Consider the following 16,003-nt stretch of genomic DNA (forward strand, 5'->3'; position numbering starts at 1 on the left):
CGGCTTAGCCGGAGGTTTTGACTTTTGCGCGGGTACAGGAGAACAGGAAGATCAAAAGAGCCCCGGGCGCGCTTTTGCACCCGGGGCTCGCTGGCCTTATACTTTACTTCGCCAGCTGCTTGGCGATCTCCTCGGCGAAGTTCTCCTGACGCTTCTCGATGCCCTCGCCCTTCTCGAAGCGAACAGCGTCCTTGAAGGTGATGGTGCCGCCCAGAGCCTTGGCGGCGCTGGCGATATACTTCTCCACGGTCAGGCTGCTGTCCTTCACGAACTCCTGCTGCAGCAGGCAGTTCTCGGAATAGAACTTGTTCAGCTTGCCCATGACAATCTTCTCGCGGACCTGCTCGGGCTTGGAAGCCATCTTGGGATCGTTGGCCATCTGGGCCATCATGATCTTCTTCTCCTCATCCAGCACGTCCTGGGTGACCTGAGACTTGTCCCAGAAACGGGGATTCAGAGCGGCGATCTGCATGGCCACGTCCTTGCCGCACTCGTTGACCTGCTCGGCAGTCAGGCTGGTCTCCAGGTTCACCAGCACGCCGATCTTGCCGCCGGCGTGGATGTAGGGCACGCACACGCCCTCGGTGTAGAAAGCAAAGCGGCGGACCTTGATGTTCTCGCCGATGACCAGGACCATCTCCTGCTGCTGCTGGGTGACGGTCAGGTCGGTGCCCAGGTACTTGCACTCCATCAGAGCATCCAGATCAGCGGGCTTGTTGGCGGCCACAGTGGCGGCCACGCCCTTGACGAAGTCGGTGAACTTCTCATTCTTGGCCACGAAATCGGTCTCGGCGTTGACCTCGACCACCACGCCCACGCCGTCGATCACGCCGGCATAGGCCATACCCTCGGCGGCGATGCGGCCGGCCTTCTTCTGAGAAGCGGCCAGGCCCTTCTCGCGGAGGATCTCCACAGCCTTATCCATATTGCCCTCGGCCTCGGTGAGGGCCTTCTTGCAGTCCATCATGCCGACGCCGGTCATCTCGCGCAGCTTCTTTACATCATTCGCGCTGATTGCCATAATCACTTAACCTCCATTATGATTCGTATAAAAGGAGCGCCCGCCCGCGCGGGCGGGCGCTTCCCAATTCGTCCTGATTACTCAGCGGCCTGCTCGGTCTCCTCGGCGGGAGCGTCCTGGCCCTGCTTGCCCTCCTGGATGGCGTTGGCCATCACACCGGAGATCAGCTTGATGGCGCGGATGGCGTCATCGTTGCCGGGGATCACATAGTCGATCTCATCGGGGTCGCAGTTGGTATCCACGATGGCCACGATGGGGATGTGCAGCTTGCGGGCCTCGTTGATGGCGTTGCGCTCCTTGCGGGGATCAACGACGAACAGAGCGCCGGGCAGCTTCTTCATCTCGACCACGCCGCCCAGATACTTCTCCAGCTTGGCGATCTCGCCCAGGTGCTTCATGACTTCCTTCTTGGGCAGCATGTCGAAGGTGCCGTCCTCCTGCATCTTCTTGAGCTGGTTGAGACGGTCCACGCGACCGCGCATGGTCTTGAAGTTGGTGAGCATGCCGCCCAGCCAGCGGGCGTTCACATAGTACATGCCGCAGCGGGTGGCCTCTTCCTTGATAGCCTCCTGGGCCTGCTTCTTGGTGCCGACAAAGAGCAGAGTCTCGCCGTTCTCGCCCAGCTCGCGGACAAAGTTATAGGCCTCCTCCAGCTTCTTCACGGTCTTCTGCAGGTCGATGATGTAGATACCGTTGCGCTCGGTGTAGATGTAGGTGGCCATCTTGGGGTTCCACCGGCGGGTCTGGTGGCCGAAGTGAACGCCGGCCTCCAGAAGCTGCTTCATAGAAACGACTGCCATGATTATTTCCTCCTTTTGTTTTACCTCCACCCGCGTCATCTCCTCCGGCCACCCCAAAGGGCACCCGACCGGCAGATCCGCTGAGTGTGTGTAATCATGCTGTGATATTATACAACAATGTTTGTCAGGATGCAAGTATTATTTTCCTTGCGTCTCAAATTTATTCCTCATGCTTTTTATTTGGATTCCGGCGGGCCATATTGTATAATATTATAATGATAAAGCGGCCAATCCACGGCCGCCCTTCCTTATTTTCTCCGTCGGAAAGGAGCGCTTCCATGACTTATGCAGAGCGTATCGCGGCCCAGGCCGCCCGGGCCGCCGAGCTGTCTGCCCGGGACAACACCCCCAAGCTCATCCGCACCCTCCGCCTTCTGCGGGAGGCGGATCACATCATCATAGGCGCCGGAGCCGGTCTGTCGGCCTCCGGTGGGATGGATTACAATTCCTATGATGTGTTGCGGCGGGACTTCCCCGCTCTGGTCCGGCTGGGCTACCGGTCCCTGTGGCAGGCTCTGTGGGACCCCGACCGCTCCGGACTGCAGAAGCAGGGGATGATCGCCGCCGAAGCTCTGTGGGCCCGGTATGATTTTCCGGTCATCCAGGCCTACCGGGACCTGCTGGAGCTGGTACGGGGGCGGAATTACTTCGTGCTCAGCAGCAATATCGACGACCAGTTCTACCGCGCCGGCTTTGATCCCGGCCGGGTGTTCTGCCCCCAGAACAGCATTGCCGATTTCCAGTGCTCCGTCCCCTGCTGTGACGAGCTGTGGGACGGCGAGGAGATCTACCGCCGCATCACGGCCAACATGGACCCGGAGACCTATGCCTGCCGGGAGGAGGATCTTCCCCGCTGTCCCCGCTGCGGCGCACCGGCGGTGCGCAACATGCGGGGGCGGGCCTCCTTCGTTCCCTGGAAGGTGATGTCCACCCGTTCCGCCTTTGAGCAGTTCTGGGCCGAAGCCGCCCATGGCACCACCGTGTTCCTGGAACTGGGCATCGGTTTCAACTCCCCCGGTCTCATCCGCCATCCCTTCCAGCGGATGACCTTCCTCTGGCCCGGCGCCTCCCTCGTCCGGATGAACCGTGACCACCCTCTGGTACCTGATAAAATACTCGACCGGTCGGTGGAGGTGGTCGGAGATCTGAGCGCAAATCTTCACCGGCTCCTGGAGCTGGACCGGCAGCTGCCATGAATAACCGAGAGGACCGCCGTCCCGGGCCGATCTTTCCCCGGACGGCGGTCCTCCGCGGTCACTGGGGCCGCTGGTTGCTGAACTTCTGGTAGGCGGTGCTCACCTTACTGGCCGGCGCCTGCTCCACCTGGTACCAGCCCTTGGACTGGGCCAGCTGGAACAGCTCTGCCTGCGTCTTATGGCCCTGGTTGAAGATCTTCAGAAAATCGTCCCGCAGGGCGGTGTTGACACACTCGGACGCAAAGGCGTCATAGTTGGCGGTCATCTTCTTCTCCGCCAGCATAAAATCCGTGATCTGTTCCTGGTCTTTCATGTCCCGTTCCTCCTCAGTTCAAATGGCCCAGCAGGCAGTCGTAGTTCTGCTTATGGCGCTGCGCGCACTGCTGGTAGGCCTGCCGCAGCTCGTTCTCCTGGCAGTTCTGGATGGCGGACTGGTACTTGCAGTAGAGCACCTTTTCAAAATCCAGCTGGTCGGACAGGGCGTCCAGCTCCTTGGCGGTCAGATTGGCCATGGCGATCTCCTCCTTTTGGAATTCAGGTTGGGGCTTGCTCCGGTCTCAGTCTGCCCGCTTCGCGTTCGGATTATCCGCCCCCGGCCGGATGGGCCATCCCTTTTTGTCCAACTGCACGCACAGGTAGCTCTGTCCGCCCAGCTGCCGCGGCGCCATCAGGCACACCAGCGGCGTCAACGCCAGTGCTCCCCCGGCGGAAAACGGGATGGCCAATTCCACCCCTTCCGCCCTCCGGCGGACCAGTATGCCTTTCAGTCCCTGGGCCGAGCGCTTGAGCAGCGGGTCGCCCAGAAAGCGCCCCGGCTCTCCGGCCCGTTCCCATCCCGGCGGCAGAGGCGTGTTCTCCCTATGACGCCCGTTTTGGGAGGGATACACCAATTCCGCCCGGGCGCCGGCCGGAGGCCATGCTCCTTTTTTCCGCAGCTCGCTGACCGGCGCGCGGCGATGCAGGCGCAGCATCCCCTGTTCGGGCAGAAAGGTGCCCAGCAGCACTCTGCCCCCTCCCTCTCCGGTCAGCCAGCCCTTATACAGCCCGCGGCGATCATCCGGCAGTTCGCCTGTCAAAAGTGCCGTTCCCCCGTCCTCCCGCACCAGCAGCGTCCCCGCGCCGCCCGCCAGCGCAAACCGCCATTCCATCGCTATCCCTCCCGCCGTATACTCTTAGATTGATATATGAAACGCCGCGTTACATAATTCATGGAAAAAGTGCTATAGTGTCTTGCGCCGGGGTGCCGAATTTTGTATAATGGTGATGCTTGGTGATTCTTCATCCGGGCCAATTGTTGATTTCCCTAAGGAGGACCCTATGATGGTGGATACCGACAGCTGGAAAGCGCTTATCAATCGCCTGCCCGGCGTATTGGGCGTGGAGTTTCATCTGGAAAATGGCGCCGTCCGGGAGGTCCATGTACTCTCCGACCAGTCCCGCAGCCCCAAACAGATCGTCCGTGATATCCAGTCCGCCCTCCTGGCCAAATTTCAGTTGGAGCTGGACCACCGCATCATCAGCGTTGCCCAGATCCCGGCCCCTTTTCACGAGCGGTCCAGGCGCCTGATCTTCGAACGGCTGGATCTCGTCAGCAGCCGGGACGGGGCCTCTGTTACAGTCACCCTCCGGCAGGGGGACGATGTGTATGAGGGACATGCCCAGTGCGACCTCTCCTCTCCCGCCCGTGTGCGGGCCATCGCCCGCGCCACAGTGGAGGCCATCAACAGCCCGCTGTCCGCCAGCTGCCGTTTCTCGGTGGAGAATGTGCGCTCCACCTCCCTTGGTGAGCGTCCCGCCGTTCTGGTGGGGCTGCTCCTGAAGGCGGACGGTAAGACCGAACCCCTGCTGGGCGCCTGCTACGCCGGTGAGGACGCCAACGCAGCAGTCATCCTGGCTACACTGGACGCGGTGAACCGGCGGCTGCCCACTCTGCCCGCCGTCCAAGCCTGATCCCACCTGAACTTGAGCGAAGCGAATACAGCCTGCCCATAGCGAACGGCAGAGCTCCTATTATTTAAGGAGGCTGTATTCGATGAATAAGGCGAAACTCATGGCTGCTCTTACTTCCCTGGTTTCCCTTCTGGTCGCTGGCGGCGCCTACTTTAGCTGGCGCTAAGTGAACCCGGAACGGCACGGGACGCCGTCAGGCGTTCCGTGCCGTCCCATTCCACCCATCCCATGTCTGCGGTGCGGAGGTCAATGCTATGATGCGCAAGCTCACAACCTGGTATATCTGGCTGGTCATCCTGCTGGGCATGGCCGCCGGCGGCTATTCCATCGCCGCCAGCGCCCTCTCCCGCCCCTGGAGCCGCCCGGGCGTCCTCATCAGCCTGATTATCCTGTGTATCCTCTGCCGCTGCCTGCCGCTCTACATCCGCCCTGACTGTACCATCGACATCTCTTTCATCAGCATCCTGACCACTGTGCTCCTCTTTGGACCGGAGACCGCCACCGCCATTGTGTTTCTCACCACCCCCCTGGAGATCATCCCCCGGGAGGAAGGGGAAGGCCATTACCATATCTTCAACACAGACCCCGTCAAGACCTTCTTCAATGCCGGGAACCGCAACCTCTCCTTTACCCTTGCCGGCCTGGCCTACCGTGCCGCCGGCGGTATCCCGGGGAATATCGACCTTCCCGGCGTGCTGCTGCCCGGGCTGTGCTTCATTTTCTGCTCCATCCTGCTCAACAGCTTCATTCTTCTCTTCATGTTCCTGCTGGAGCGGAAGGTCACTTTCTACCCCACCATTCTGCAGATGTTCGTCGGGCTGCTGCCCAGTATTTTCTGCTGCACTCCCATGGCCTATTTTCTGGCCATCCTGATGCGGCTGCCTTCTGGCACATGGCTGGCACTCCTCTTCATGCTGCCCCTGCTGCTGGCCCGCTATTCCCTCCAGCTCTACCTCACTGGCACCCGCCAGCAGTTCAGTATCCTGAAAGCCCTCACCGCTGCGCTGGACGCCAAGGACACCTACACCGAGGGCCACAGTGCCCGCGTGGCCCAGTACGCTACCCTGATCGCCCAGGAAATGGGTCTTTCCCAGAAGCGGGTGAACCGCCTCCAGAACGGCGCTGTGTTCCACGACATCGGCAAGATCGGTATTCCCGACGCCATCCTTCAAAAGCCCGGCCGCCTCACGGATGCGGAGCGGCTGGAGATCCAGCAGCACCCCATCATCGGCGTGGATATCCTGAAGAACATCGACGCCTACCGCGATATTCTGGACCTGGTCCGTCACCATCATGAGCGTTACGATGGCGGCGGCTATCCCGACGGCACTGTGGGAGAACAGATCTCTCTGGAGGTCTATATCCTGGGGGCGGCCGACGCCTATGACGCCATCACCAGCGACCGTCCTTACTGCAAGGGCCGCTCGCCCGAGGTGGCCGCCCGCATCCTGCGGGAGGAGGCCGGAAAGCAGTTTCATCCCCAGGTGGCTATGGTGGCCGCCGCCATGATCGAGGACGGACGGCTCGCGCCTCCCTCCGCCGGGACGAAACAGGAGGAGCTGCCGTGCTGATCTGCTCCGTACTGCTGGCCCTGCTGATCGGATGGGCGGGAGGCGGACGGCTCTCCCGGTGGGAGGGCGCGGGGCTGCGCCTGCTCCCTCTTCCCGTGCTGGCACTGCTGCTCCAGCGGGGACTGGGGTTGCTCCCCTCCGGTGCGTATGACGCCTGGGCGCCCGTCATTCTGCTGCTCTCCTACGGGTCGCTGCTGGCCTTCTGCTTGGGCAACCGCCGTATGCCCAAGACCGCCCTTCTGACCGGGCTCGGTTCCCTGTGCAATCTGGCGGTCATTGCCGCCAACGGCTTCCGCATGCCGGTCTCTCAACAGGCTGCCGCCCTTCTCTCCCCTGCCGGGCTGGCCGACCTTCAGGCCCTCCGTATCCCCATGTACGCCCTGGCCTCCGGGGACACCCGGCTGCTTTTTCTGGGTGATATTTTCTACTGCCCCATTCCCTTTCTCTCAGGCTTTGCCAGTATCGGTGATCTTCTGCTGGCCCTGGGCGTTTTTTTCGCCCTGATGGCAGCCATGGCCCCGCCCCGGCTGCCCCGCTGGCTCTGCACCGGTTGACAGAGCCCCGCTTTTCCGCTATACTGCCTCTTAGATTTTATCAGATCGGAGCTGGGAAGATGCGCAAATAACTTCTTGTAAACCGCACACGACTGCCGGGCGGCCCTGCCGCCCTGTTTGCTGTGCCCTTTGCAGGAAGCCGCGCCTCTTTCCGGCCCTCAAAAACAGCTCGGACCTTCCGCGCCTGTCCGCGGGAGCATCCCCTGTCGTCTGGACGCGGAAGGATCCCTTCCTGCGTCCATTTTTGTTTTTGAGGTGGATACCATGTCTCTGATCCAAATGCACGATCTGACCTTTCAATATGACGGCGCCTGCCAGCCGGTCTTTTCCCACCTAACCCTCCAGCTGGATACCCGGTGGCGGCTGGGGCTGGTGGGCCGCAACGGCCGGGGCAAGACCACTCTCCTCCGCCTGCTCTCCGGGGCGCTCTCCCCGGCGGCCGGCTCCGTATCGCTGCCGGTCCCGGCGTCCTGCTTTCCCTTTTCCATGCCCCGTGAGGGCGCAATGACCCTGGAAGCTCTGGAGGACCTCCTTCCCGGACTGGAGGAGTGGCGGCTGCTGCGGGAGCTGAATCTGCTGGACACGGACCCGGAGATCCTTTACCGCCCTCTCTCCACTCTGTCCGGCGGCGAGCGGGTAAAGGTACAGCTGGCCGCCCTCTTCCAGCAGCCCGATTCCTACCTGCTCATCGACGAGCCTACCGACCATCTGGACCAGACCGGCCGTGAGGCGGTGAGCCGCTATCTCAGCGGCAAGGACGGCTTCCTGCTGGTCTCCCACGACCGGGCCTTTCTGGACGGCTGTGCCGACCACATTCTGTCTCTGGACCGGGAGGGCGTGCGGCTCATCCGGGGAAATTTCAGTACCTGGCAGCAGGAAACGCAGCGCCGAAACGCCTGGGAACAGGCGGAAAATGACAAGCTGAAAAAGGACATCAAGCGCCTGGAGGAGGCCGCCCGCCGCACCGCTGTCTGGTCCGACCGGACCGAGTCGGGCAAATACGCCGTGCGGAACTCCGGCCTGCGGCCCGACCGGGGCTTCGTGGGCCACAAGGCCGCCAAGCTGATGAAGCGCTCCAAGGCGGCGGAGGACCGGCGGCAGCAGGCGGTGGAGGCCAAGTCCGCCCTCCTGCGGAATGTGGAAGAGACCGACGTTCTCTTTCTCCGCCCGCTGGTCCATCCGTCAGGGCGGCTGCTGGAATTCCGGGACTTCGCCCCCGATTACGGCTCTGGGCCGGTGTGCGCCCCGGTCTCCTTTTCCCTCCGTCAGGGGGAACGGATGGCCCTGACCGGGCCCAACGGTGCGGGAAAATCCAGCCTGCTCAGGGCTCTGGCCGGGGAGAATGTCCCCCATACCGGCGCCGTGACCCTGGCCTCCGGCCTGGTCCTCTCCTATGTGCCGCAGGATACCGGCGGCCTCTCCGGCTCCCTGGCCGACTTTGCCCAGGCCGGCGGCGTGGAACTGACCGCCTTTTTGACTCTGCTTCGCAAGCTGGGATTTGAGCGGGCCCAGTTTGAGACCGACCTCTCCGCTCTCAGCCAGGGTCAGAAAAAGAAGGCCCTTCTGGCCCGCAGCATCTGCCAGGGCGCCCACCTCTATCTCTGGGACGAGCCCCTCAATTATGTGGATGTATTCTCCCGGATACAGATCGAGGAGATGCTCCGGGCCACCGGGGCTTCCCTCCTGCTGGTGGAGCATGACCGGGCCTTTCTGGACGCCATCGGCGCCCAAACCATTTCGTTGTAGAAAAAAACGGGACAGGCGGCCGCCTGTCCCGTTTCCTATCACTGGATGCTGTAATTGCCCCGTACCATCAGGGTCACGCTGCCGGACGCCTTGACCCCCCGGCCCGCGATGGTAGCCAGGTACAGGTGGTTGGCCGCCAGCGTCCCGCCGGAGGCCAGGGTAGCGCCGGAGGTCATGTCCACCAGGCCGGGAGCCGAGTCGGACACGCAGACGGCCGTACCACTGCGAAGCAGTATCTCGCAGGAATCCCCCGCAACCAGCTTCTGGCCCGCGCTCAGCGTCACCACCTGATAGCTCTGGGAGGTCCCGCTGCCGCCCCCCTTGCCCTCCACCTCTTTGACGTACTCGTCGGCCACCTGGTCCAGCTGGGCCTTGAGCGCAGCCTCCCGCTGGGAGAGCCTGGTATCCACCTGGGCCAGGATGGAGGGCGTGGCCTTGTCGGTGAGATAGCTCAAAGTCACCAGGGGATCGCTCTGGGTCCCCTGCCCGGCAGCTAGGGCTGCCGCCATGAGGGAGAGGGTGACCAGGCTGCCAGCCGCCAGCCGCGGGAACCACTTGTGCTGCTTCATACGTTTCCTCCTATGTAATGTCTGCCGGATAAACCGTATTACGGCTTTATTCAGTACGCATTATGTACGCTTGCTTTGCCGCGGACCGGCAGAGACTGCATATCCCTATGTAGCCTCCCGCCGGCCCACGCGCCTGTTCTCCGGTCTCAGCCCGCCCGGCTCAGACCATCTGCTGGGGATGGAGGCCAAAGCTCACCGCGATGGCCGAATCCACTTTTTTCATCAGTGTGCTGTCCAGCCTGCCCATATGCTCCCGCAGCCGCTTTTTGTCCAGGGTCCGGATCTGCTCCAGCAGGACCACCGAATCCTTGGGGAGCCCATAGCTCCCGGCCGCGAACTCGATGTGGGTGGGCAGACGCGCCTTCCCGGTCTGGGAGGTGATGGCCGCCGCGATCACAGTGGGACTGTGCCGGTTGCCCGTGTCGTTCTGCACGATGAGCACCGGCCGCACGCCCCCCTGTTCACTGCCCACCACAGGGCTCAGGTCGGCATAGAAAATGTCTCCACGTTTTACGCTGTTGTCCACAAAAGCTCACACTCCGCGGTCAGATAGTGACCGGCGTCACAGGCGCTCGCGCCCTTCCGCCAGGCTACTATGATTCTCCCACGGGACGGCGGGATTTATACGCCGGGCCCCGAAAAAACACAGGGTCCGTCTCTCCCGGCGCCGGCCCGGCAAAGCTCTCCCCGGGCCAGTCTATGCGATACCGGAGCGGAATGTCACTCCCGGTAGATCCGGGGCACCCGGCGGTTCACGTCGCACAGCAGCTCATACTGGATGGTGCCCACCTGGTCGGCCATGGTCTCGATGGGATAGTCCGGCCCAAAGAGCACCGCCTCATCGCCGGGACGGACGGCATCGTCCGCCCGGACCATGCACAGGTCCATGCATACCCGGCCCAGGATGGGGCACTCCTTCCCCCCCAGCAGTACGGCACCCCGGTTGGACAGCAGGCGGAAGAATCCGTCGCCGTAGCCCACCGGCAGCACCGCCACACGGGTATCCTCCTCCAGCCGGGCGGTGCGCCCATAGCTCACAAAAGAGCCGGCGGGCAGCTCCCGCACCGCGGCCACACGGGTCTTCAGCGTCATCACAGGCGCCAGACCGGGGCCGTCCAGCCCCTGGCAGTCCGGCGAGGGATAGTGTCCGTACAGGGCGATGCCGGGGCGCACCATGTCCATATGGGTGCAGGGGTACTTCAGCGTGGCGGCGCTGGCCGCGCAGTGACGGATGGCGAAGGTCACGCCCCGCTTTTCCATGGCCGCGATCACGTCCAGGAAGCGGGTGAACTGGAGCATGGTGAACTCCTCGCTGCCGTCGGCGTCGGAAAAATGGGTAAAGATGCCCTCATGGTCCAGCCGGGGCAGGGCGCAGATGGCCGCCATGGTGTCGGCGCTCTCCTCCATGTGGGCCTCGTCGCAGAGCAGGCCCAGGCGGGACATGCCGGTGTCCGCCTTCAGGTGGATCTTCAGGTCCCGCCCCTCGGCCGCCGCCGCCGCCGACAGGGCCCTTGCCGTCTCCAGGTCGAACACCGTCTGGGTCAGGCGCAGACGCACCAGGTCGGCGGCAAATTCCACCGGCGTGTGGCCCAGCACCAGGATGGGGGCCGTGATGCCCGCCACCCGCAGCTCGGCGCCCTCGTCCAGGCTGGCCACCGCCAGATAGTCCGCGCCCAGCTTTTCCAGCCGGCGGGCTACCGGGATGGCGCCGTGGCCGTAGGCGTTGGCCTTGACCACGCCCAAAAAACGGCACCCGGCGGGCAGCATGGCCCGCAGCGTGCGATAATTATGCTCCAACGCCCCAAGGTCGATCTCCGCCCAGGTCCGCTTCTCTGTCCGTTCCATATATCGATTGCCCTCTTTGCAGTCAAAATCCGTTTCGGGACCGGCGCCGCGGCCCGAGGCCGGGGCAGGTCTTTTTTATCATAGCACAAACCGGTTTTGCCCACAAGTGCCGCGTTTCTTCATTGTTCCGTCCGTTCAAGGCTTGCAGCTTTGCCCTGTACGCATTACAATAAAAATATTCAAGTGATGCCGCCGCGGGCGGCGGAATGGGGGAGCAGCATGAAGATCGCGACAGCGCAGCAGATGCGGGAGTTGGACCGGGCCGCCATCCAGGACCGGGGGATCCCGTCCACCCGTTTGATGGAGCACGCCGCCCGGGCGGTGGCCGACGCTGCCATGGAGCTGGCGGCGTCTGGCGGGAGCCGTTCAGATGGCACACGCCGGGCCGTGTGCTTCTGCGGCGCCGGCAACAACGGCGGCGACGGTGTGGCCGCCGCCCGCCTGCTGCTGGAGGCCGGCTTCCAGGTGCGGGCCGTCCTGGTGGGCAACCGGGAGAAGATGACCGACGACTGCCGGGAGATGGAGCGGCGGCTGGAAAAGGCCGGCGGGCGGCTGGAGCCCTTTTCCGCCGAGGATCCCGAGTTCGCCCGCTGGTGTCTGGAGGCGGACGTGATGGTGGACGCCCTCTTCGGCATCGGCCTCAACAGTGACCTGCGGGGCCCCGCCCTGACGGCAGTGCAGATGATGAACACCTGTGATATTCCGGTAGTCTCCGCCGACATCGCCAGCGGCGTGGAGGCCGACACCGGACGCATCCTGGGGGACGCGGTCCGCGCCGACGTGACGGTGACCTTCTCCCTGCCCAAGGCGGGGCACTTCCTGGGGGAGGGCGGCCTGCGCACCGGACGGCTCATCGTGGCCGGCATCGGCATCCCCCTGGACCTGATGCTGTGGGCCGAGAGCAGCTTTTCCTCGGTCAGCGCCGCCGACGTCTTTCTGCCCCGGCGGAGACGGGACGCCCACAAAGGCGACTTCGGCCGGGTGTACATCCTGGGCGGCTGCGTGGGCTATTCCGGTGCGCCGGTACTGGCAGCCCGGGCGGCGGTGCGCTCCGGCGCGGGACTGGTGAGCGTGGGAGTGCCCGAACCGGTGTGGCCCGTGGCGGCGGCCAAGCTGGAGGAGGCCATGCCCCACCCCCTGCCCGCGGGTATGGACGGAATGCTCTCTCTCGCCGCGGCCGGCCCCGCCCTGGCCCGGATGAAGGCCAGCGGCGCCTGCCTCATGGGTCCCGGCCTGGGCCGGGGCCCGGAGACCGCCGAAGTGGTCCGCACCCTTCTGCGGGACCTGCCCGGCCCGGTGGTGCTGGACGCCGACGGCATAAACGCGCTGGAGGGTCATATAGATGTACTGGACGGGCGGCGGGACCGGCTCACCGTCCTCACTCCCCACGACGGAGAGTTCGCCCGGGTGGGCGGCGACCTGTCCTCCGGGGACCGGCTGGCGGCGGCCCGGGCTTTTGCCTCGGAGCACGGCTGCTGTCTGGTGCTCAAGGGTCACCGGACCATCACCGCCTTCCCTGACGGCGCCGCCTTTGTGAACACCACCGGCAACCCGGGCATGGCCAAGGGCGGCAGCGGCGATGTGCTGGGCGGGGTCATCCTCTCCCTGCTGGGCCAGGGGCTTCCCCCCCAAGAGGCGGTGCCCCTGGCCGTGTGGCTTCACGGCCGGGCGGGCGACCTGTGCGCGGAGGAGATCGGAGAGTACGGCATGACCCCCTCCGACCTCATCGCCCGGCTGCCCCGGGTCCTGCGGGAGTGCGAGGGCCGGGAGCGGACTCTGTAGATCCGCCGCCAATACGAAGAACAGGAGGGAAGCACGTGCGCCATCATCGGATGTGTGCACCAATGATAGCCCTGTGTCTGCTTCTGTCCGCCTGCGGCGGCGGGAACACGGGAAATGAGGCCGAAACTCTGGCCCTGCAGATCCGGACCGAATACCTGGCCATGGAGCGGTGCTCCTCCTCGGTGGAGATGACCGCCGATTACGGCCAGCGGGTGTACCAGTACGGCCTGGACTTTTCCTGGGAAAAGCAAGGGGACGCTGTGCTCACCGTGACCTCTCCGGAGAACATCGCCGGGATCACCGCCCGCCTTCGGGACGGGCAGACCGCTCTGGAGTACGACGGCATCCGGGTGGAGACCGGCCCTCTCAATCCCGAGGGGCTCAGCCCCATGGACGTGCTCCCCGCCCTGCTCACCGCCGCGCGGGAGGGCTTTCTGGCCCAGTGCGTGATGGAGACGGCAGAGGACGGTACGGCGGTCCTCCACACCGTCAGCCGTGACCCGGAGGCCGAGCCGGGCAGCGGGACCGAGCTCCAGCTCTGGTTTCAGGCCGACACCCACGCCCTTCTGCGGGGGGAGATCAGTCAGGACGGCTTCACCGTCATCCAGTGTGTGTTCCGCGATTTTTCCATGGAATAGAGACATAAAAAGGGGGACGCTCCGCGCTTTGGAGCGTCCCCCCTGCTGTTTTTTGACCTGACGGCGGCTTATTCCTCAGTATGGTCCTGGCCGCAGCCGCAGCTGTCGCAGTGGATCTGGGTGATGTTGCCCGCCTGGGAGATGCTCTCCTCCGCGGCCTTCTCGGCCGCCTCCCCGGCGGCCCGGGCGGCTTCCTCCGCCTCACGCTCGGCCTGGTCCAGGGCGTCCAGCTTGGCGCGCAGCTCCTGCCGCTCCTGGGCGGTGAGGGCGGCGACGGCGTCGTTGATCCGCTGCTCCTGGCGCTCCTTGGCGGCAGCCTTGGCCTTCTCCTGCAGTTCATCATTGAGCTGCCGGCCCTGCTCCACGGCCACCTCGCCCTTTTCCACCAGGACCTTACCAACCTCGCCGGCCTTCTCCACCACGATGGCGGCGGCGCCCACGCCCGCGAAAGCCACGTTCATCAGCGCATCGCTCAGTTTATCCCACATATAAGATACCTCCTTATCGTTTTGTTCCGGTCTGGATGCTGACTTGTGTCCGGGGGCCGTCCCCCCTTTCAGCTTGGCTTTAGTATACCCCCTCCGGCGGGATATGTCTTTGATTTTCTGTGAATGAAAGATTAAAAACGGATGAAAGCGGCGCTTTCTGTCCCTCCTTTCTCAGAATGACAAGGCGGCCCGCTCATTTTTCCCGTGTCCTTGTGTAAGCATACAAAAATCAATATCCGCACTTGAAATACACTTTCAAAGCCGATATAGTATAATCATTCTTTCTTCGACAAGGGGGAACGGGCATGTCGCCGTCGCTGGTCCGCAGCCACAACGCACGATATCGAATGGTCCCGGGCCCCAATGCGTCCAAAGCGGGCCGATGAAACCGACAGGGTATCCGTATCGCGGGTGCCCTGATTTATTTTTTGCCTTGCAGAAAATATTTTTATCCGGATCTCCGCTTCTCTTCCCACACCATCCAAAGGAGGTATTCCTGTGAAGAAAGTAGCCGTTATCATGGGTTCCGACAGCGACTGGCCGGTGGTCAAGGCCGCCTGCGCCCAACTCAAGGAGTTTGGTATTCCCTACGAGGCCCACATTCTCAGCGCCCACCGCACGCCCGCCGCCGCCGCCGAGTTTGCCAAAAACGCCCGGGCCAATGGCTTCGGCGTCCTGATCTGCGCCGCCGGTATGGCCGCCCATCTGGCCGGGGCCTTTGCCGGCAACTCCACCCTGCCCGTCATCGGCATCCCCATGAAGGGCGGCGCCATGGACGGACTGGACGCCCTGCTGGCCACCGTTCAGATGCCCAGCGGCATCCCTGTGGCCACTGTGGCCCTCAACGGCGCCAAGAACGCCGCCGTGCTGGCCGCCCAGATCCTGGCCGTGTCCGATGATGAACTGGCCGCCAAACTGGACGAGGCCCGGGTCAGAATGGCCGCCCAGATCGCCGAAAAAGAGGCCAGGCTCCAGGCCGGGCTGGACTGACCGTCCGGCCCCGCAGCCCCATTACATAAAACGATCAAACAAGATAAAGGAGAGGTTTGAAATGGAAAAGCGTGAGCAGCTGTATGAGGGAAAAGCCAAGAAGGTCTTTGCCACCGACGATCCCAACCTGGTTATCGTCTCCTACAAGGACGACGCCACCGCCTTCAACGGCCTGAAGAAGGGCACCATCGCCGGCAAGGGCGCCATCAATAACCGCATGACCAACAACCTGATGCGCCGCCTGGAGGCCAGGGGCGTGCCCACCCACTTCGTGGAGGAGCTGAGCGACCGGGAGACCGTGGTGAAGAAGGTCTCCATCGTCCCCCTGGAGGTCATCATCCGCAACATCTCCGCCGGCTCCTTTGCCAAGCGCTACGGCGTGGAGGAGGGCATCCCCTTCGAGTCCCCCACCATCGAGTTCTCCTATAAGAATGACGATCTGGGTGATCCCCTGCTCAACGAGTATCACGCCCTGGCCCTGAAGCTGGCCACCCGCGAGGAGATCGACCTGATCAAAAAGTACGCCTTTGCCGTCAATGACCTGCTCAAGGGCTTCATGAAGGAGATCGGTATCGACCTGGTGGACTTCAAGCTGGAGTTCGGCAAGACCGCCGAGGGCCAGATCGTCCTGGCCGACGAGATCAGCCCCGATACCTGCCGCCTGTGGGACGAAAAGACCCATGAGAAGCTGGACAAGGACCGCTTCCGCCGGGACCTGGGCGGCGCCGAAGAGGCCTATATCGAGGTCATGCGCCGCCTCATGGGAGAATAACTCCCACTCTGTCGTTTTCTGCGGCGGGCCGGTCACTATGACCGGTCCGCCCCCACTCTTTCGTGATATGACTGGAGGAAA

Annotated in this window: 18 protein-coding genes; 9 read left to right on the forward strand and 9 right to left on the reverse strand. The window is 63.5% G+C overall.

The annotated features are described in order from the left end of the window. Positions 1-103: 103 nt before the first annotated feature. Together tsf and rpsB are read right to left on the reverse strand one after the other, a co-directional pair. Positions 104-1,021: a translation elongation factor Ts gene (gene tsf / locus ACTNBZ_RS02280; RefSeq protein ID WP_441208026.1), complete on the reverse strand. Its 918-nt coding sequence runs from the start codon at positions 1,019-1,021 to the stop codon at positions 104-106. A 77-nt stretch (positions 1,022-1,098) separates the two neighbouring features. Continuing rightward, the gene (gene rpsB / locus ACTNBZ_RS02285; protein ID WP_441208027.1) at positions 1,099-1,821 is read right to left on the reverse strand and encodes a 30S ribosomal protein S2; all 723 of its coding nucleotides are present in this window, start codon (positions 1,819-1,821) and stop codon (positions 1,099-1,101) included. 278 nt (positions 1,822-2,099) lie between these two features. On the opposite strand from rpsB, the gene ACTNBZ_RS02290 reads away from it, so the two are divergent. Then, positions 2,100-3,017, forward strand: a complete 918-nt coding sequence (locus ACTNBZ_RS02290) for a hypothetical protein (RefSeq protein ID WP_441208028.1) — start codon at positions 2,100-2,102, stop codon at positions 3,015-3,017. 58 nt (positions 3,018-3,075) lie between these two features. Here the strand turns inward: ACTNBZ_RS02290 and ACTNBZ_RS02295 are convergent, their stop codons facing one another. The 3 genes from ACTNBZ_RS02295 to ACTNBZ_RS02305 are packed head-to-tail and all read right to left on the reverse strand — an operon-like array spanning position 3,076 to position 4,165. After that, positions 3,076-3,330, reverse strand: coding sequence for a spore coat protein (locus tag ACTNBZ_RS02295; protein ID WP_441208029.1), 255 nt, complete (start codon positions 3,328-3,330; stop codon positions 3,076-3,078). 13 nt (positions 3,331-3,343) lie between these two features. After that, positions 3,344-3,529 (reverse strand): hypothetical protein, encoded by a 186-nt coding sequence (locus ACTNBZ_RS02300; protein ID WP_441208030.1) that lies wholly within the window; start codon positions 3,527-3,529, stop codon positions 3,344-3,346. A 45-nt stretch (positions 3,530-3,574) separates the two neighbouring features. Then, positions 3,575-4,165 carry a hypothetical protein gene (locus tag ACTNBZ_RS02305; protein WP_441208031.1) on the reverse strand — a complete coding sequence of 197 codons (591 nt, stop codon included), beginning with the start codon at positions 4,163-4,165 and terminating at the stop codon, positions 3,575-3,577. 172 nt (positions 4,166-4,337) lie between these two features. Here ACTNBZ_RS02305 and ACTNBZ_RS02310 point away from each other — a divergent pair, with 172 nt between their 5' ends. The 4 genes from ACTNBZ_RS02310 to abc-f all read left to right on the forward strand — a co-directional run bounded on the left by ACTNBZ_RS02310 (position 4,338) and on the right by abc-f (position 8,838). Beyond that, positions 4,338-4,967 (forward strand): hypothetical protein, encoded by a 630-nt coding sequence (locus ACTNBZ_RS02310; RefSeq protein WP_441208032.1) that lies wholly within the window; start codon positions 4,338-4,340, stop codon positions 4,965-4,967. Between the two features lie 254 nt (positions 4,968-5,221). Further along, positions 5,222-6,538, forward strand: coding sequence for an HD-GYP domain-containing protein (locus ACTNBZ_RS02315; RefSeq protein WP_441208033.1), 1,317 nt, complete (start codon positions 5,222-5,224; stop codon positions 6,536-6,538). Then, complete coding sequence (locus ACTNBZ_RS02320) at positions 6,532-7,092, forward strand: DUF5317 family protein (protein WP_441208034.1); 561 nt, start codon at positions 6,532-6,534, stop codon at positions 7,090-7,092. Before ACTNBZ_RS02315 ends, ACTNBZ_RS02320 begins: the two co-directional genes overlap by 7 nt. 264 nt (positions 7,093-7,356) lie before the next feature. After that, complete coding sequence (abc-f, locus tag ACTNBZ_RS02325) at positions 7,357-8,838, forward strand: ribosomal protection-like ABC-F family protein (RefSeq protein ID WP_441208035.1); 1,482 nt, start codon at positions 7,357-7,359, stop codon at positions 8,836-8,838. 38 nt (positions 8,839-8,876) lie between these two features. On the opposite strand, the gene ACTNBZ_RS02330 is transcribed toward abc-f, so the two are convergent. From ACTNBZ_RS02330 to alr, 3 genes are all read right to left on the reverse strand, one after another. Further along, entirely contained in the window at positions 8,877-9,407 is a 531-nt protein-coding gene (locus ACTNBZ_RS02330; protein ID WP_441208036.1) for a hypothetical protein, read from the reverse strand. Positions 9,408-9,567: 160 nt separating this feature from the next. After that, positions 9,568-9,933 carry a type II toxin-antitoxin system PemK/MazF family toxin gene (locus ACTNBZ_RS02335; protein WP_441208037.1) on the reverse strand — a complete coding sequence of 122 codons (366 nt, stop codon included), beginning with the start codon at positions 9,931-9,933 and terminating at the stop codon, positions 9,568-9,570. 194 nt (positions 9,934-10,127) lie between these two features. Beyond that, a complete protein-coding gene (gene alr, locus ACTNBZ_RS02340) occupies positions 10,128-11,252 on the reverse strand; it encodes an alanine racemase (RefSeq protein ID WP_441208038.1) in 1,125 nt (374 codons plus the stop codon). Between the two features lie 219 nt (positions 11,253-11,471). Here alr and ACTNBZ_RS02345 point away from each other — a divergent pair, with 219 nt between their 5' ends. Then, positions 11,472-13,034, forward strand: coding sequence for an NAD(P)H-hydrate dehydratase (locus ACTNBZ_RS02345; RefSeq protein WP_441208039.1), 1,563 nt, complete (start codon positions 11,472-11,474; stop codon positions 13,032-13,034). Between the two features lie 62 nt (positions 13,035-13,096). Beyond that, positions 13,097-13,672, forward strand: coding sequence for a hypothetical protein (locus tag ACTNBZ_RS02350; RefSeq protein WP_441208040.1), 576 nt, complete (start codon positions 13,097-13,099; stop codon positions 13,670-13,672). 68 nt (positions 13,673-13,740) lie between these two features. Here ACTNBZ_RS02350 and ACTNBZ_RS02355 read toward each other — a convergent pair whose 3' ends face one another. Then, complete coding sequence (locus ACTNBZ_RS02355; protein WP_441208041.1) at positions 13,741-14,160, reverse strand: hypothetical protein; 420 nt, start codon at positions 14,158-14,160, stop codon at positions 13,741-13,743. Positions 14,161-14,658: 498 nt separating this feature from the next. Here ACTNBZ_RS02355 and purE point away from each other — a divergent pair, with 498 nt between their 5' ends. After that, entirely contained in the window at positions 14,659-15,150 is a 492-nt protein-coding gene (gene purE / locus ACTNBZ_RS02360; protein WP_441208042.1) for a 5-(carboxyamino)imidazole ribonucleotide mutase, read from the forward strand. Positions 15,151-15,211: 61 nt separating this feature from the next. Next, positions 15,212-15,922, forward strand: coding sequence for a phosphoribosylaminoimidazolesuccinocarboxamide synthase (gene purC / locus ACTNBZ_RS02365; protein WP_441208043.1), 711 nt, complete (start codon positions 15,212-15,214; stop codon positions 15,920-15,922). Positions 15,923-16,003 lie beyond the last annotated feature (81 nt).

The organism is Pseudoflavonifractor sp. HCP28S3_F10 (assembly GCF_052065415.1).
Taxonomy (GTDB): Bacteria; Bacillota; Clostridia; order Oscillospirales; family Oscillospiraceae; genus Pseudoflavonifractor_A.

Coding starts and splice junctions, on each gene's coding strand:
- tsf (WP_441208026.1), bottom strand. CDS start 1,021: ATGGCAATCAGCGCGAATGATGTAAAGAAGCTGCGCGAGATGACCGGC.
- rpsB (WP_441208027.1), bottom strand. CDS start 1,821: ATGGCAGTCGTTTCTATGAAGCAGCTTCTGGAGGCCGGCGTTCACTTC.
- ACTNBZ_RS02290 (WP_441208028.1), top strand. CDS start 2,100: ATGACTTATGCAGAGCGTATCGCGGCCCAGGCCGCCCGGGCCGCCGAG.
- ACTNBZ_RS02295 (WP_441208029.1), bottom strand. CDS start 3,330: ATGAAAGACCAGGAACAGATCACGGATTTTATGCTGGCGGAGAAGAAG.
- ACTNBZ_RS02300 (WP_441208030.1), bottom strand. CDS start 3,529: ATGGCCAATCTGACCGCCAAGGAGCTGGACGCCCTGTCCGACCAGCTG.
- ACTNBZ_RS02305 (WP_441208031.1), bottom strand. CDS start 4,165: ATGGAATGGCGGTTTGCGCTGGCGGGCGGCGCGGGGACGCTGCTGGTG.
- ACTNBZ_RS02310 (WP_441208032.1), top strand. CDS start 4,338: ATGGTGGATACCGACAGCTGGAAAGCGCTTATCAATCGCCTGCCCGGC.
- ACTNBZ_RS02315 (WP_441208033.1), top strand. CDS start 5,222: ATGATGCGCAAGCTCACAACCTGGTATATCTGGCTGGTCATCCTGCTG.
- abc-f (WP_441208035.1), top strand. CDS start 7,357: ATGTCTCTGATCCAAATGCACGATCTGACCTTTCAATATGACGGCGCC.
- ACTNBZ_RS02330 (WP_441208036.1), bottom strand. CDS start 9,407: ATGAAGCAGCACAAGTGGTTCCCGCGGCTGGCGGCTGGCAGCCTGGTC.
- alr (WP_441208038.1), bottom strand. CDS start 11,252: ATGGAACGGACAGAGAAGCGGACCTGGGCGGAGATCGACCTTGGGGCG.
- ACTNBZ_RS02345 (WP_441208039.1), top strand. CDS start 11,472: ATGAAGATCGCGACAGCGCAGCAGATGCGGGAGTTGGACCGGGCCGCC.
- ACTNBZ_RS02350 (WP_441208040.1), top strand. CDS start 13,097: ATGATAGCCCTGTGTCTGCTTCTGTCCGCCTGCGGCGGCGGGAACACG.
- ACTNBZ_RS02355 (WP_441208041.1), bottom strand. CDS start 14,160: ATGTGGGATAAACTGAGCGATGCGCTGATGAACGTGGCTTTCGCGGGC.
- purC (WP_441208043.1), top strand. CDS start 15,212: ATGGAAAAGCGTGAGCAGCTGTATGAGGGAAAAGCCAAGAAGGTCTTT.